Genomic DNA, 14,717 nt, shown 5'->3' with positions numbered 1-14,717 from the left:
CATTATAGAAAACAAGTAGACAAGACCTAGACATAGCCCGATATCGCCAAGGCCGCAATACATATACGTCCTTTCGGGGAATTCGGATGCGCCTGAGCGGAAGGAATGAGCATTTGCGTAAGATGCCTTTTCATTGTGCATGAATGCGCCGTTATGCGGCAGTGCAACACGCCAGACAGGTCGGAATTGCCGCACCGCGGCACCGGGTTTCCAGCAATATCAACAGCTTGATCGGTCTGGCACGGAACCTGCCAAGGGAAGGGCGTCATTCACGTCACGGAACGAGGACCACGACCGATGAAGCGTATCCGCTCTCTTATCGCCGGCGCCGTCTGCCTTGCCGGCCTGACCGGTGTGACCGTCTCCGCCCAGGCCGCCGACACCATCAAGGTCGGCATCCTCCATTCCCTGTCCGGCACCATGGCGATCAGCGAGACCACGCTGAAGGACGCCATGCTCATGCTCATCGAGGACGCCAACGCCAACGGCGGCGTGCTGGGCAAGCAGATCGAGCCGGTGGTGGTCGACCCCGCCTCCGACTGGCCGCTGTTCGCGGAAAAGACCCGCGAGCTGCTGGAGAAGGAGCAGGTGGACGTCATCTTCGGCTGCTGGACCTCGGTCTCGCGCAAGTCCGTGCTGCCGGTGGTGGAGGAACTGAACGGCCTGCTGTTCTACCCCGTGCAGTACGAGGGCGAGGAAAGCTCGCGCAACATCTTCTACACGGGTGCCGCCCCCAACCAGCAGGCCATCCCGGCGGTGGACTACCTGCTGAACGACCTGGGCGTGGAGCGCTTCGTGCTGGCGGGCACCGACTACGTCTACCCGCGCACCACCAACAAGATCCTGGCCCAGTACCTGAAGGACAAGGGCGTCGCGGAAAGCGACATCATGATCAACTACACGCCCTTCGGCCATTCCGACTGGCAGACGATCGTCTCCGACATCAAGAGCTTCGGCTCGGCGGGCAAGAAGACGGCCGTGGTCTCCACCATCAACGGCGACGCCAACGTGCCGTTCTACAAGGAACTCGCCAACCAGGGCCTGGAAGCCCAGGACATTCCGGTCATCGCGTTCTCTGTCGGTGAAGAGGAACTGGCCGGCATCGACACCGGCCCGCTGGTCGGCCACATGGCCGCCTGGAACTACTTCATGTCCGAGATGACGCCGGAGAACGACGCCTTCATCGAGAAGTGGCACGCCTTCACCGGCGATGACGGCCGGGTGACCAACGACCCCATGGAGGCCCACTACATCGGCTTCAATATGTGGAAGCAGGCGGTCGAGCAGGCCGGCACCACCGATGTGGACGCCGTGCGCCAGGCCATGTACGGCCAGGAGGTGCCCAACCTGACCGGCGGCATCTCCACCATGCTGACCAACCACCACATCACCAAGCCGGTGCTGATCGGCGAGATCCAGCCCGACGGCCAGTTCGCCACCGTCTCGCGCACCGATGACCTGGTGCCCGGCGATGCGTGGTCGGACTTCCTGCCCGAGTCGGCCAAGCTGACCGCCGACTGGACCTACCCGTGGGTCTGCGGCAACTGCGAGAAGCCGAAGTTCGGCGACCCCGCCATGTAAGGCGGCTTGAGGAGCGGCCCGACCCCGCGCGGGTCGGGCCGCGTCCACTCTGTTCCAGTTCCCCCTATCCGACTTCCTGGGAGACCGCCCCGTGTCCCGCATCCGATCGCCGCAAGGGCTGGTCGCGCTGGTCTGCGCGCTGCTGCTGGCCTTCGTTCTGGCCGTCGCCGCCGCCCTGCCGGCCCGCGCCGCCGATGACGCCGCCTTCGCCCAGGCCGTGGAAGCGCTGGACCAGCGCAGCTTCGCCGAAAAGGCCGACGCCGTCTCGGCGCTCGCCGCGCTGGGCCATCCGCGCACGGCGCCCGTGCTGGAGGCCCTGTCCGCCGGGCAGCTGTTCCGCCACCGGGGGTCGGAGCGCATCGTCATCGGCGCCTATAACGGCAACACCTACGCCCTGACGGACGCGGTGACCGGCGAGGACGCGGGCACGGAAAGCTCATCGCGGAAGCTCGCCAAGATCGTTGCCAACAACACCATCCGCGTGCAGATCGAGAACGCGCTCGGCTCCCTGCAACTGACCAGCGCCGACCCGGCCTTGCGGATGAGCGCCGCCCGTCAGGCCCTCGACAACCCCTCGGCCGATGCCATCCCAGCGCTGTCGGCGGCGGTGGAGGCGGAGGCCGATGCCGGCGTCAAGGCGCTCATGGAGCGCGCCCTGGCGGCCTCCCGCCTCATGGGTGAGGGGGCGGAGGCGGAGCGCATCGCGGCGGTCGAGACCCTTGCGGACACCACCGACCCCGCCATTCGCGCGCTACTGACCCGCGTCGCCAACGACGAGGCGGTGGCGGAGCCCGTTCGCCTGGCCGCCGCCGATGCCGTGGAGGCCATCGACACCCGGCTGGCGGTGCTGGGGGTGGGGCAGGACCTGATCTTCGGCCTGTCGGCGGGCTCCATCCTGCTGCTGGCGGCCATCGGGCTTGCCATCACGTTTGGCGTCATGGGCGTCATCAACATGGCCCACGGCGAGATGATCATGCTGGGCGCCTACACCACCTTCGTGGTCCAGCAGGTGTTCCGTGCCACCCTGCCGCCGGAGGTCTTCGGCCTCTACCTGCTGGTGGCGATCCCGGCCGCCTTCATGGTCGCGGGCGCGGTCGGCGTGGCGATGGAGCGGGGCATCATCCGCTTCCTCAACGGCCGCCCGCTGGAAACCCTGCTGGCGACCTGGGGCATCAGTCTGATTCTTCAGCAGGCCGTGCGGTCCATCTTCGGCGCCACCAACCGGCAGGTCGCCAACCCCGACTGGATGAGCGGATCGGTGGAGCTTCTGGGCCTGTCGCTGACGGCCAACCGCATCGCCATCGTGCTGTTCGCGCTGGCGGTCCTGGCGGGGCTGGCGGCCTACCTGCGCTGGTCTTCCATGGGGCTGAACATGCGCGCCGTCACCCAGAACCGGCGCATGGCGTCGGCCATGGGCATCCCGACGGGCCGGGTGGACGCCCTGACCTTCGGGCTGGGATCGGGCATCGCGGGCGTTGCGGGCGTCGCCATCAGCCAGGTCGCGAACGTCAGTCCCAACCTCGGGCAGGCGTACATTGTCGACAGCTTCCTGGTGGTGGTGTTCGGCGGCGTCGGATCCTTGTGGGGCGCACTGGCGGGGGCGTTCAGCCTCGGCATCGTCAACAAGTTCCTGGAGCCCATGGCCGGCGCCATGCTCGCCAAGATCCTGGTGCTGGTGTTCATCATCCTGTTCATCCAGAAGCGCCCCCGCGGGCTGTTCGCCCTGCGCGGCCGGGCCTTCGAAAACTGATCGCGGCCGGGAAGGGAGACCGACAAAATGGGACCGATCACCCGCCGCCTCGCCGGGCTGGAGAACCGCAAGGGCTGGACCGCCGTCCTGCTGACCGTGCTGGGCTTCGCCCTGGTGGTGCCCGTGCTCAACATGGCGCTGGAGCCCGGCCACCCGCTGCATGTGCCGACCTATGTTGTGCAGCTTCTGGGCAAGTACCTCTGCTACGCCATGCTGGCGCTGGCGCTTGACCTTGTGTGGGGCTTCGCCGGGGCCTTGAGTTTGGGCCACGGCGCCTTCTTCGCCCTGGGCGGCTATGTCATGGGCATGTACCTGATGCGCCAGATCGGCGACCGGGGCGTCTATGGCAACGCCGAGCTGCCGGACTTCATGGTGTTCCTGAACTGGGACAGCCTGCCCTGGTACTGGATGGGGTTTGACAGCTTCGCCTTCACCGCCGTCATGGTGCTGATCGTGCCCGGCGTGCTGGCCTTCGTGTTCGGCTGGCTGGCGTTCCGCTCGCGCATCACGGGCGTCTATTTCTCCATCATCACCCAGGCGATGACCTACGCGCTGATGCTGGCGTTCTTCCGCAACGAGATGGGGTTCGGCGGCAACAACGGCCTGACCGACTTCAAGGACATCCTGGGCTTCAGCATGAGCCGCGACAGCACCAAGGTGGGCCTCTATGTCGCTACCGTGCTGATGCTGGCGGCGGCCTATCTGGCCGCGCGGTTCATCGTGACCTCGCGCCTGGGCCGCGTGCTTCTGGCGGTGCGCGACGCCGAGAGCCGGGTGCGGTTCCTCGGCCATTCGGTGACGGGCGCCAAGCTGTTCGCCTTCGTGGTCTCGGCCATGATCGCGGGGGTGGCGGGGGCGCTCTATGTGCCGCAGGTGGGCATCATCAACCCGTCCGAGTTTTCTCCCGCCAACTCCATCGAGATCGCCATCTGGACCGCCGTCGGCGGGCGTGGGACGCTGTTCGGCCCAATCCTCGGCGCCATGAGCGTCAACGCCGCCAAGTCCTTCTTCACGGGCGTGGCGCCGGAGGTGTGGCTGTTCTTCTTGGGGTCGCTGTTCGTGGTGGTGACGCTGTTCCTGCCCAAGGGGTTGGTGGGGCTGTTCGGGTTGCTGAAGCGCCGCCAGCGCCGTGCCATGCCCAAGGCATCCCCCACGCCCGCCCCCAAGGCCACGGAGGAAACCCATGCCTGAGAACGCCGTGCAACAGGCGCCGCGCCATGACGTGCTGGCCGCCGACTCCATCCTCTACCTGGACGGCGTGACGGTCAGTTTCGACGGCTTCAAGGCGCTGAACTCGCTCAGCTTCATCGTCCGGCCCGGCGAGATGCGCACCATCATCGGCCCCAACGGCGCCGGCAAGACCACCATGATGGACGTCATCACCGGCAAGACCCGGCCCGACGAGGGCACGGTGCTCTACGACGGCAACGTGGACCTGACGAAACACGACGAAGCCGCCATCGCCAACATGGGCATCGGGCGCAAGTTCCAGAAGCCGACGGTGTTCGAGAACCTGACGGTGTTCGAGAACCTGGAACTGGCGCTGAAAGGCCCGCGCGGCACCTTCGCCGTGCTGCTGGCCCGCCTGATGGGAGAGCAGCGCGACCGCATCGACGCGGTGCTGGGGACCATCCGCCTGACCGACCGCGCCCATACCTCCGCCGGGGCGCTGTCCCACGGGCAGAAGCAATGGCTGGAGATCGGCATGTTGTTCGCCCAGGACCCGCGCTTCCTCATGCTGGACGAGCCCGTCGCCGGCATGACCGACGCCGAGACGGAGCAGACCGCCGAGCTTCTGCGCGAGATCGCCCGCGACCGGTCGGTGCTGGTGGTGGAGCACGACATGGAGTTCGTCCGCAACCTCGACTGCAAGGTCACGGTGCTGCACGAGGGGTCCGTGCTGGCGGAAGGCTCGCTCGCCAAGGTGCAGGCGGACGAGCGCGTCATTGAAGTCTACCTTGGGCGCTGAGGGCGAGGGGCCATGCTGACCACATCCGACATCCACCTGCACTACGGCGCCTCCCACATCCTGCGCGGGGTGGGGCTGACGGCGGAGAAGGGCAAGGTGACCTGCCTGCTGGGCCGCAACGGCGTCGGCAAGACATCCATGCTCAACGCCATCCTGGGCCTGCATCCGGTGTCGCGCGGGGATATCCGGTGGGAGGACGACGACATCACCCGCATGCCCACCCACCAGCGCGCGCGGCGGGGGATCGCCTACGTGCCCCAGGGCCGGGAAATCTTCCCCCGCCTGACGGTCCGCGAGAACCTGGAAACGGCCTACGCCTGCCTGCCGCGCGGGCAGCGCAAAGTGCCGGACGAGGTGTTCGAGCTGTTCCCTGTGCTGAAGTCCATGCTCGGCCGGCGCGGCGGCGATCTTTCCGGCGGGCAGCAGCAGCAGCTCGCCATCGGCCGGGCGCTGGTGACGAAGCCGCGCCTGCTGGTGCTGGACGAACCGACGGAGGGCATCCAGCCCAGCATCATCAAGGACATCGAACGCGTCATCCGCCTTCTGGCGAGCCGGGGCGACATGGCGATCCTGCTGGTCGAACAGTATTTCGAGTTCGCCCGCGACCTGGCGGATGATTATGCTGTCATGGACCGGGGCGAGGTCGTCCTCGCCGGAACGCGCGAGAGCATGAAGGAAGAGGATGTACGCCGTTACCTCACCGTCTGAGCGCGCCGCCGCCGAACCCTCCCGGCTCCACGGTCTTTTGCATGTTTCCGCCGGTCCGCGCGGCCTTCGGGCCCTGGAGCAGCGCGCTCCCCTGCGTGCCCTGCTGCCCCGCGTGCCGCCGGGGGAGCCCCTGACCGCCTGCCTCACCAACACCGCCGGCGGCCTCGTCGGCGGCGACTCGCTGACGGTCGCCGTGGAGGCGGAGCCCGGCGGGCGCCTGCTCGCCATGGCGCAGGCGGCGGAGAAGGTCTACCGCTCCCTCGGCCCGGACGTGCGCATGGACGTGACGCTGACGGCGGGTGAGGGCGCGTGGCTGGAATGGCTGCCGCAGGAGACCATCCTGTTCGACGCCGCCCGCCTGCGCCGCCGCACCCGCCTGGACGTGGCCGAGGGCGGCCGGGCGCTGGCCGGGGAGATGGTGGTGCTCGGCCGTACCGCTCATGGCGAGACCGTCCGCACGGGCCTGCTGCGCGATGCGTGGGAGGTGCGTGTCGGCGGGCGTCTGGCCTGGATGGACGCGCTTCACCTGGAGGGCGACCTGCGCCGCGCCGTGGACGCTTCCTCGGGCTTCGGCGGGGCGGTGGCGGCGGCGACGGCGGTCTTCGTCGGGCCTGACCTGGAAGACCTGCGCGACGGCCTCCGTGATCTGCCGACGGAGGAGGGGGCGATGCGTGGGGCGACGGTGGTCGGCGGCGTGCTGGTGGCGCGCTGGCTGGGTCATGACGCGCAAGCCATGCGCTGCGATTTCGGCCGCGCATGGGCCTGGCTCCGCCACCGCGCCGAGGGCCTGCCGGAGAAGCTGCCGAGGCTTTGGCATGTGTGACATCGGGAAAATGACAGCCACAAAGGCACAAAGTACACGAAGCTATCCCGCCCTGCGGCACCGTCTGGTCCAGGCGACCGGAAAGTCATCGCGGGAGCGTGAGGGAGGCCGTGCCTCCCTCGCAAATCATCGCGGCGCAGCCGCGAAGCCTTTGTGTACTTCGTGTCTTTGTGGCCTCGCCTAACGAACGAGGGAGCGACGATGAACCTGACACCGCGCGAGAAGGACAAGCTGCTGGTCTCCATGGCCGCCATGGTGGCGCGGCGGCGGCTGGAGCGGGGGGTGAAGCTCAACCACCCCGAGGCCGTGGCGCTCATCACCGATTACGTGGTGGAGGGCGCGCGCGACGGGCGGTCGGTGGCGGACCTCATGCGCGACGGCGCCACCGTCATCACGCGCGACCAGGTGATGGAGGGCGTGGCTGAGATGATCCACGAAATCCAGGTGGAAGCCACCTTCCCCGACGGCACCAAGCTGGTGACCGTCCATGCGCCCATCCGCTGACGAGAAGGAGCCCGGCACCATGATTCCCGGCGAGATCATCCCGGCGGACGGCGACATCGTTCTGAACGCCGACCGCCCGACCACCACCGTCACCGTCAAGAACACCGGCGACCGCCCGGTGCAGGTGGGCAGCCACTTCCACTTCGCGGAAGTGAACCCGGCCCTGGAGTTCGACCGGGGCAAGGCGCGCGGCCAGCGGCTGGACATTCCGGCCGGCTCGGCGGTGCGGTTCGAGCCCGGCCAGTCCCGCGATGTGGAACTGATTCCTTACGACGGCGACGGCGTGGTGATCGGCTTCAACGGCCACGTGGACGGCAAGCTGGAGGGCTGACAGGCATGGCGTACACAATCGACCGAGGCTCCTACGCCGGCATGTTCGGCCCGACCACCGGCGACCGTGTCCGGCTCGCGGACTCCGAGCTGTTCATCGAGGTGGAAAAGGACTTCACCACCCATGGCGAGGAAGTGAAGTTCGGCGGCGGCAAGGTCATCCGCGACGGCATGGGGCAATCGCAACGCTCTCGAGCGCAAGGGGCGGTGGACACCGTCATCACCAACGCGCTGATCCTGGATCACTGGGGCGTGGTGAAGGCGGACGTGGGGCTGAAGGACGGCCGCATCGCCGCCATCGGCAAGGCCGGCAACCCCGACATCCAGGACGGTGTCGACATCATCATCGGGCCGGGGACGGAGGTCATCGCCGGCGAGGGCAAGATCCTGACGGCGGGCGGCATCGACGCCCACATCCACTGGATCTGCCCGCAACAGGTGGAGGACGCCCTGCATTCGGGCGTCACAACCATGCTGGGCGGCGGCACCGGTCCGGCGGCGGGCACCAACGCCACCACCTGCACGCCCGGCCCCTGGCACATGGCGCGGATGCTCCAGGCGGCGGAAGGGCTGCCGGTCAACATCGGCTTCTTCGGCAAGGGCAACGCCAGCCGCCCCGATTCACTTCGGGAGCAGGTGGCGGCGGGCGCCATCGGCCTGAAGCTGCACGAGGACTGGGGTACCACGCCGTCGGCCATCGACTGCTGCCTGACCGTGGCGGAAGAGATGGACGTGCAGGTCGCCATCCACACCGACACGCTGAACGAGTCGGGCTTCGTGGAAGACACCGTGGCCGCCTTCAAGGGCCGCACCATCCACGCCTTCCACACGGAAGGCGCGGGCGGCGGGCACGCGCCGGACATCATCAAGCTGGCCGGCGAGGCGAACGTGCTGCCTTCCAGCACCAACCCCACGCGCCCCTTCACGGTGAACACGCTGGACGAGCATCTGGACATGCTCATGGTGTGCCATCACCTGGACCCGAAAATTCCCGAGGACGTGGCCTTTGCCGAAAGCCGCATCCGGCGCGAGACCATCGCGGCGGAGGATATCCTCCACGACCTGGGCGCGTTTTCCATCATCGCGTCGGACAGCCAGGCCATGGGCCGAGCGGGGGAGGTCATCACCCGCACCTGGCAGACGGCCCACAAGATGAAGGTTCAGCGCGGCCGCTTGGACGGGGAGCAGGGCGAGAACGACAACCTCCGCGCCCGGCGCTACATTGCCAAGTACACCATCAATCCCGCCATCACCCACGGCATTTCCAAACACGTCGGCTCTGTGGAGGTGGGGAAGCTGGCAGACCTGGTGCTGTGGTCGCCGGCCTTCTTCGGCGCCAAGCCCGACATGGTGCTGAAGGCCGGCACCATCATGTCGGCGCTGATGGGAGATCCCAACGCATCGATCCCGACGCCCCAGCCGGTGCACTACCGCCCCATGTTCGGCGCCTTCGGCCGGTCCATGCAGGCATCCTGCGTAACCTTCGTCTCCGGTGCGGCCACGGGCCTGGGAGAGGCGCTGGGGCTGAACCGGGCGCTGCTGGCGGTGGAGGGCTGCCGGTCGGTCACCAAGGCCGACATGGTGCTCAACGACGCCTGCCCGAAGATCGACGTGGACCCGGAAACCTACGAGGTCCGCGCCGACGGAGAACTGCTGACCTGCGAGCCGGCCGAGGTGCTGCCCATGGCGCAGCGGTATTTCCTGTTCTGAGCCAAACGGTGTGCAGCGAGGCCACAAAGACACGAAGAACACGAAGCGAGCCCGCCTGGCTGAGCCGGCCGGTCCTGGCCCCTTAGAACCCCCCGCCCCGAGGGAGTGTGAGGGAGGCCGCGCCTCCCTCACGAATCAATCGCGGCGCAGCCGCGAAGCCTTTGTGTTCTTTGTGTCTTAGTGGCTTCAAGAAACATACAGGAGACCCTTCCAAGAATGATCCGCGCCACACGCGTCCTTCCCGCCCACTCCTGGGATGCCGAATCCGCCACCGGCTCCGTCACCCTGCCCATGGCCGAGCGTCACCGCCGGCGCATCCGGCTGGAGACCGACCAGGGCGGGGCGGTGCTGCTGGACCTGCCCGATGCCGTCATGCTCAACCACGGCGACGGGCTGGCGCTGGAGGACGGAGGGACCTTGCGCGTCATCGCGGCGGCGGAGGACGTGGCGGAGATCGGATGCGCCGATGCCGTCCATCTGGCCCGCGTCGCCTGGCACCTGGGCAACCGGCACCTGCCGCTTCAGGTGGTGGATAACCGGACGCTCCGCATTGGCTGGGATCATGTGATCGCCGCCATGGTGGAGGGCCTCGGCGCCTCCGTCACCCGCAAGACCCAGCCCTTCCAGCCCGAGGGCGGCGCCTATTCCGGCGGCGGGCATGGGCATTCCCACTCCCACGATGAGGGCGGCCACGCCCATGCTTGACGAGTCCGGCCTCTATCGCCTGATGACGTGGCTCTCGCCCTCCTTCCCCGTCGGAGCTTATACGTATTCACATGGTCTGGAATGGGCGGTGGAGACAGGCGCCGTGCGCGACCGCCAGACGCTCACCGATTGGGTGGAGGGCGTGCTGCTGCACGGCGCCGGCCGCTCCGACGCCGACCTGTTCCGCGAGGCGCACGGGGCGGAGGGGGCGGCGCTCGACCGGGTGATCGAGGTCGCCGACGCGCTGCGCGGCACGGCGGAACTGGCCATGGAGAGCGCCAACCAGGGCCGCGCCTTCCTCACCGCCGTCACCGCAAGCTGGCCGCATCCGAGGCTGGAGGATCTGGCGACCCGCTGCAGGGCGCTGGAACGTCCGCCCGCCTATCCCGTCGCGGTGGCCGTCGCCGCCTCGGCCCACGGCGTGCCGCTGGCGCCCGCGCTGACGGCCTTCCTCCATGCGCTCGCTGCCAATTTGGTGAGTGCGGCCGTGCGCTTGGTGCCGCTGGGGCAGACCGATGGGCAGAAGGCGCAGGCCGCGCTGGCGGACACCGTTCACGAGGCCGCCGCGGCGGCGCTCGGCCGGGATTGGGACGACCTGGGCGCGGCGGCGCCGGTGGTCGACCTGTTCAGCATGTTCCACGAAACGCAATACACGAGGCTCTTCCGCTCATGACCGCATCCGCTTCCTCTCCGCTTCGCGTCGGCATCGGCGGCCCCGTCGGCTCGGGCAAGACGGCCCTGCTGGACGCGCTGTGCAAAACCATGCGCGACCACTGGCGCATCGCCGCCATCACCAACGACATCTACACGCGGGAGGACGCGGAATTCCTCACCCGCTCCGGGGCGCTTCCGCCGGACCGCATCGCGGGGGTGGAGACCGGCGGCTGCCCCCACACCGCCATCCGCGAGGACGCCTCCATCAACCTCGCGGCGGTGGCGGACATGCACGCGAAGTTCCCGGACCTGGAGGTGATCTTCGTCGAAAGCGGCGGCGACAACCTGTCGGCCACGTTCTCGCCGGAACTGGCGGACATCACCATCTACGTCATCGACGTCTCCGCCGGCGACAAGATCCCCCGCAAGGGCGGGCCGGGCATCACGCGATCCGACCTTCTCATCATCAATAAAATCGACCTCGCGCCGCTGGTGGGCGCCTCGCTGGAGGTGATGGACCGGGACGCGAAAAAGATGCGCGGCGACCGGCCCTTTCTCTTCGCCCAGGTCAAGGAGGGGAAGGGCGTGGCGGAAGTGGTGAATTTCCTTGTGCATAAAGGGGGGCTGAGGGCCGCTCTCGGCGGTCGCTAGGCGTAGCTGGGGAACCGTCCCGCCGGGCAGGTGTTGGGTGGATAAGTCCGGCCGCCGGGCCGGTCCACCCCAGAAACCCGACGTGGAGGAAACCATGAACGTCAGCGAAATCATGAGCAAGGACGTCCACCTCGTCGACCCCAACACCACCATCCGCGAATGCGCCAAGCGTATGCGGGACGAGGACATCGGCGCCTTCCCCGTGGGCGAGAACGACAAGCTGATCGGCGTGGTGACGGATCGCGACATCACCGTGCGCTGCGTCGCCGGCGACACCGACCTGTCCAGCGCCACGGTGCGCGACGCCATGAGCGAGGGCGTGCTGTGGTGTTTCGACGACGACGACGTGGAGAAGGCCGCCAAGAGCATGGCCGAGCACCAGATCCGCCGCATGCCGGTCATCAATCATGACAAGCGGATGTGCGGCGTGGTCACGGTGGCCGACCTGGCGAAGGCGGGCGTCGAGCACGCCGAGTACATCGCCTATCGCGACATCGCCAGCCCGTCGGGTCAGGAACGCAAGATGTAGGCGATCCGCCCGCACACGCCCGAATACGACGGCGCCTCGGCCACCCGGTCGGGGCGCCGTTCGTTGTGTCCGCAGACGCAACCACCAAGGGAGGAGCCAATGCACATTACAAGCGACGCCATCAAGCCCGGCGGAGAGCTGCCGCAGCGCTACAGCAAGGACGACCGCGCCTTCTCGCCGCCCGTCTCCTGGTCCGGCGTTCCGGCCGGCACGAAGGAACTGGTGCTGGTGATGGAGCAGACGACGCCCGCAACCCAGCCGCCGCACGTCCACTGGTGCGTCTACGGCATGGCGCCGGGCATGAGCGGCCTGCCGGAAGGCATCATGTCGCAGACCGACCCCGACGATCTGCCCATCGAGCAGGCCAAGGGCGACGCCGGCAAGACCGGTTACGACGCGCCCGTCGGCACCATCAGCAAGCGCCTGGACCTGCGGCTGCGCCTGCTGGCCCTGGACCGGACGCTGGACTTGGCGCCCGGCGCCGACGCCCATGCGGTGATCGAGGCCGCCGAGGCGGCGGCAAAGGATGAGGCGGAGCTGTCCTTCCACTACACCCGTGCACCGTAAGGCGGGGCCGGGCGGCTCTTGAGCGGCGGGCGGGGGGTGGGTATAACCGCTGCACCGCACATCGTGTCCCACCCACACATCGAGACCGCCTCACATGCTCGACCTCAAGCAGATCAAAGCCGACCCGGACGCCGTGGCCCGTGGGCTCGCCAAGCGCCTGCCCGACGTGGACTTCAGCGAGATCCTGGAGCTGGATCGGCGCTCGCGCGAGTTGATCGGGCAGATCGAGGCGCTGCGGGCGGAGCGCAAGGACATCGCGCGCCAGATCGGCCAGAAGAAGAAGGCCGGCGAGGACTCGGCCGACCTGGAGGCCCGCGCCGCCGAGATCAAGAAGGGCATCGAGGACGGCGAGCCGGAACTGGACGCCATCAAGGACAAGCTTCAGCGCCTGCTGGCCGAACTGCCCAACATTCCCGACGAGATCGTCCCGCCGGGCGGCAAGGAGAACAACCAGGTCGTCCACACCTGGGGCGAGGCGCCGGACCGCGGCGACTGGGGCCTTGACCACGTGGAGCTGTCCCAGCGCCTGAACCTGATCGACTACGAGCGCGGGGTGAAGATCGGCGGCAGCGGCTTCTGGCTGTATACCGGCATGGGCGCGGCGCTGGAATGGGCGCTGCTCAACTACTTCTGCCAGAAGCACTTCAAGGACGGCTACCAGTTCCTGCTGCCGCCGCACATGCTGGTGCATGAATGCGGATACGCCGCCGGCCAGTTCCCCAAGTTCACCGACGACGTCTTCCACCTGCAGACGGACGAGGGCGAGCGCGACCGCTTCCTGCTGCCGACGGCCGAAACGGCGATCCTGAACGTCTATCGCGACGAGATCCTCAAGCCCGAGCAGCTGCCCACCAAGTGCTTCGCCTACACGCCGTGCTACCGCCGCGAGGCGGGCAGCGCGCGCACCGAGGAACGCGGCATGATCCGCGGCCACCAGTTCAACAAGGTGGAGATGTTCCAGTTCACCGCGCCCGAGGACGGCAAGGCCGCGCTGGATGAACTGGTCGGCCGCGCCCAGGGCATCATGGAGGAACTGGGCCTGCACTACCGCACCTCGCTGCTGGCCGCCGAGGACGCCAGCGCCTCCATGGCGCTGACCTACGACATCGAGGTCTGGCTGCCGTCGCTCGGCATCTACAAGGAAGTCGCGTCGGTCTCCTGGGCGCGCGACTACCAGGCGCGGCGGGCCAACATCCGCTTCAAGCCCAAGGGGGCCAAGCAGACGGAGTTCATCCACACCCTGAACGGGTCCGGCCTCGCCACTAGCCGCCTGTTCCCGGCCATCCTGGAACAGCACCAGCGGCCCGACGGGTCGGTGGCGGTGCCGGAGGTGCTGCGTCCGTGGCTGGGTGTCGACGTGCTGGAGCCGCCGAGGGGCTAAAGCCGTCCGGTCCTATGTGCTCTGACGCGTGCGTGTCAGAGCGGCGGTGCGTGCTTCGCACACGCCTTCGGCTCCAGGCGGCACGCAGCGTCACGCGCCTGACCGGCGCGGGGTCGCACTTGCGACCCTATTCGCCGCTCCCGATTCCGTTGGATCGGGAACGGCTCTAACCTGGATCAAGACGGGTCCGCTCCCCCGGCGGCAGGCTGGCGGGACCGGACCCGTTTCCATGTCAGGACGCCGCCATCATGGACCCATACGAGGTGCTCGGCGTCTCCCGCACGGCCTCGCGGGAGGACATCCGCAAGGCCTACCGGAAGCTCGCGAAGCAGTACCACCCGGACCTGAACCCCGGAAATGCGGAGGCCGCCAGCCGCTTCAAGGACATCGCCGCGGCGTGGCACACCCTGCGCGACCCGAAACGCCGGGCCCGCTACGACGCCGGTGGGCAAGAGGCCGCCGGAGCGGCGGCGGGCGGCGCCCCGCACGGCCGCACCTGGCGCACATACACCACCCAGGGCGGCCCCTACACCAGCACCGAAGGCTTCGCTGACTTCGCCGATGTCTCGGACCTGTTCTCGGACCTCTTTCGCCATGGCGGGCGGGGCGGCGGCGGGCCGCAGGGGCGGGGCGCCGATGTGTTCTATCGCCTGGACCTGGACTTCCTGGAAGCTGCGGGCGGCGGCCGCCATCGGCTGACCCTGCCCGACGGTCACAGCATGGACGTCACCGTGCCGGAAGGTATCGCCGACGGCCAGACGCTGCGCCTGCGCGGCCAGGGACGGCCGGGGCGGGAGGGCGGGCCCGCCGGCGATGCGCTGGTGTCGGTCCACATCCGCCCGCACCCGCTGTTCC

At 68.3% G+C, this 14,717-nt stretch carries 16 protein-coding genes; all 16 read left to right on the top strand.

Annotated features, from left to right (window positions below):
- Window positions 1-297: 297 nt before the first annotated feature.
- Window positions 298-1,581 (top strand): urea ABC transporter substrate-binding protein, encoded by a 1,284-nt coding sequence (urtA, locus tag C882_RS17525; protein WP_009541998.1) that lies wholly within the window; start codon window positions 298-300, stop codon window positions 1,579-1,581.
- Between the two features lie 91 nt (window positions 1,582-1,672).
- Entirely contained in the window at window positions 1,673-3,331 is a 1,659-nt protein-coding gene (gene urtB, locus C882_RS17520) for an urea ABC transporter permease subunit UrtB (RefSeq protein ID WP_009541997.1), read from the top strand.
- Window positions 3,332-3,358: 27 nt separating this feature from the next.
- On the top strand, window positions 3,359-4,522 hold the full coding sequence (gene urtC, locus C882_RS17515; RefSeq protein ID WP_009541996.1) for an urea ABC transporter permease subunit UrtC: 1,164 nt from the start codon (window positions 3,359-3,361) through the stop codon (window positions 4,520-4,522).
- Window positions 4,515-5,300: an urea ABC transporter ATP-binding protein UrtD gene (gene urtD / locus C882_RS17510; protein WP_009541995.1), complete on the top strand. Its 786-nt coding sequence runs from the start codon at window positions 4,515-4,517 to the stop codon at window positions 5,298-5,300. Before urtC ends, urtD begins: the two co-directional genes overlap by 8 nt.
- A 12-nt stretch (window positions 5,301-5,312) precedes the next feature.
- Window positions 5,313-6,008, top strand: coding sequence for an urea ABC transporter ATP-binding subunit UrtE (gene urtE, locus C882_RS17505; protein ID WP_009541994.1), 696 nt, complete (start codon window positions 5,313-5,315; stop codon window positions 6,006-6,008).
- A complete protein-coding gene (locus C882_RS17500) occupies window positions 5,983-6,831 on the top strand; it encodes an urease accessory protein UreD (protein ID WP_052000209.1) in 849 nt (282 codons plus the stop codon). The genes urtE and C882_RS17500 overlap by 26 nt, the downstream gene beginning before the upstream one ends.
- Before the next feature lie 201 nt (window positions 6,832-7,032).
- Window positions 7,033-7,335: an urease subunit gamma gene (locus C882_RS17495; RefSeq protein ID WP_009541992.1), complete on the top strand. Its 303-nt coding sequence runs from the start codon at window positions 7,033-7,035 to the stop codon at window positions 7,333-7,335.
- A 19-nt stretch (window positions 7,336-7,354) separates the two neighbouring features.
- Entirely contained in the window at window positions 7,355-7,666 is a 312-nt protein-coding gene (locus C882_RS17490; protein ID WP_009541991.1) for an urease subunit beta, read from the top strand.
- Between the two features lie 5 nt (window positions 7,667-7,671).
- Window positions 7,672-9,375: an urease subunit alpha gene (ureC, locus tag C882_RS17485; RefSeq protein ID WP_009541990.1), complete on the top strand. Its 1,704-nt coding sequence runs from the start codon at window positions 7,672-7,674 to the stop codon at window positions 9,373-9,375.
- A gap of 216 nt (window positions 9,376-9,591) precedes the next feature.
- The gene (gene ureE, locus C882_RS17480) at window positions 9,592-10,080 is read left to right on the top strand and encodes an urease accessory protein UreE (protein ID WP_009541989.1); all 489 of its coding nucleotides are present in this window, start codon (window positions 9,592-9,594) and stop codon (window positions 10,078-10,080) included.
- A complete protein-coding gene (locus tag C882_RS17475) occupies window positions 10,073-10,753 on the top strand; it encodes an urease accessory protein UreF (RefSeq protein WP_009541988.1) in 681 nt (226 codons plus the stop codon). Before ureE ends, C882_RS17475 begins: the two co-directional genes overlap by 8 nt.
- Window positions 10,750-11,385, top strand: a complete 636-nt coding sequence (gene ureG / locus C882_RS17470) for an urease accessory protein UreG (protein ID WP_009541987.1) — start codon at window positions 10,750-10,752, stop codon at window positions 11,383-11,385. Before C882_RS17475 ends, ureG begins: the two co-directional genes overlap by 4 nt.
- A gap of 94 nt (window positions 11,386-11,479) precedes the next feature.
- Window positions 11,480-11,914, top strand: a complete 435-nt coding sequence (locus C882_RS17465; RefSeq protein ID WP_043646322.1) for a CBS domain-containing protein — start codon at window positions 11,480-11,482, stop codon at window positions 11,912-11,914.
- 99 nt (window positions 11,915-12,013) lie between these two features.
- On the top strand, window positions 12,014-12,481 hold the full coding sequence (locus C882_RS23490) for a YbhB/YbcL family Raf kinase inhibitor-like protein (RefSeq protein ID WP_009541985.1): 468 nt from the start codon (window positions 12,014-12,016) through the stop codon (window positions 12,479-12,481).
- A gap of 94 nt (window positions 12,482-12,575) precedes the next feature.
- Entirely contained in the window at window positions 12,576-13,862 is a 1,287-nt protein-coding gene (serS, locus tag C882_RS17455) for a serine--tRNA ligase (protein ID WP_009541984.1), read from the top strand.
- Between the two features lie 248 nt (window positions 13,863-14,110).
- A partial coding sequence (locus C882_RS17450) for a DnaJ domain-containing protein (protein ID WP_043646272.1) occupies window positions 14,111-14,717 on the top strand: 607 nt, incomplete at its 3' end.

It is taken from the genome of Caenispirillum salinarum AK4, assembly GCF_000315795.1.
GTDB lineage: Bacteria > Pseudomonadota > Alphaproteobacteria > Rhodospirillales > Rhodospirillaceae > Caenispirillum > Caenispirillum salinarum.
This window is presented reverse-complemented; position numbering and strand designations above follow the sequence as displayed.

Excerpts from the sequence above, each read along its gene's own strand:
- urtE (WP_009541994.1), top strand. The coding sequence starts at position 5,313 with ATGCTGACCACATCCGACATCCACCTGCACTACGGCGCCTCCCACATC.
- urtA (WP_009541998.1), top strand. The coding sequence starts at position 298 with ATGAAGCGTATCCGCTCTCTTATCGCCGGCGCCGTCTGCCTTGCCGGC.
- C882_RS17500 (WP_052000209.1), top strand. The coding sequence starts at position 5,983 with ATGTACGCCGTTACCTCACCGTCTGAGCGCGCCGCCGCCGAACCCTCC.
- C882_RS17465 (WP_043646322.1), top strand. The coding sequence starts at position 11,480 with ATGAACGTCAGCGAAATCATGAGCAAGGACGTCCACCTCGTCGACCCC.
- ureC (WP_009541990.1), top strand. The coding sequence starts at position 7,672 with ATGGCGTACACAATCGACCGAGGCTCCTACGCCGGCATGTTCGGCCCG.
- C882_RS23490 (WP_009541985.1), top strand. The coding sequence starts at position 12,014 with ATGCACATTACAAGCGACGCCATCAAGCCCGGCGGAGAGCTGCCGCAG.
- ureG (WP_009541987.1), top strand. The coding sequence starts at position 10,750 with ATGACCGCATCCGCTTCCTCTCCGCTTCGCGTCGGCATCGGCGGCCCC.
- C882_RS17475 (WP_009541988.1), top strand. The coding sequence starts at position 10,073 with ATGCTTGACGAGTCCGGCCTCTATCGCCTGATGACGTGGCTCTCGCCC.
- C882_RS17490 (WP_009541991.1), top strand. The coding sequence starts at position 7,355 with ATGATTCCCGGCGAGATCATCCCGGCGGACGGCGACATCGTTCTGAAC.
- urtC (WP_009541996.1), top strand. The coding sequence starts at position 3,359 with ATGGGACCGATCACCCGCCGCCTCGCCGGGCTGGAGAACCGCAAGGGC.
- C882_RS17495 (WP_009541992.1), top strand. The coding sequence starts at position 7,033 with ATGAACCTGACACCGCGCGAGAAGGACAAGCTGCTGGTCTCCATGGCC.
- ureE (WP_009541989.1), top strand. The coding sequence starts at position 9,592 with ATGATCCGCGCCACACGCGTCCTTCCCGCCCACTCCTGGGATGCCGAA.
- serS (WP_009541984.1), top strand. The coding sequence starts at position 12,576 with ATGCTCGACCTCAAGCAGATCAAAGCCGACCCGGACGCCGTGGCCCGT.
- urtD (WP_009541995.1), top strand. The coding sequence starts at position 4,515 with ATGCCTGAGAACGCCGTGCAACAGGCGCCGCGCCATGACGTGCTGGCC.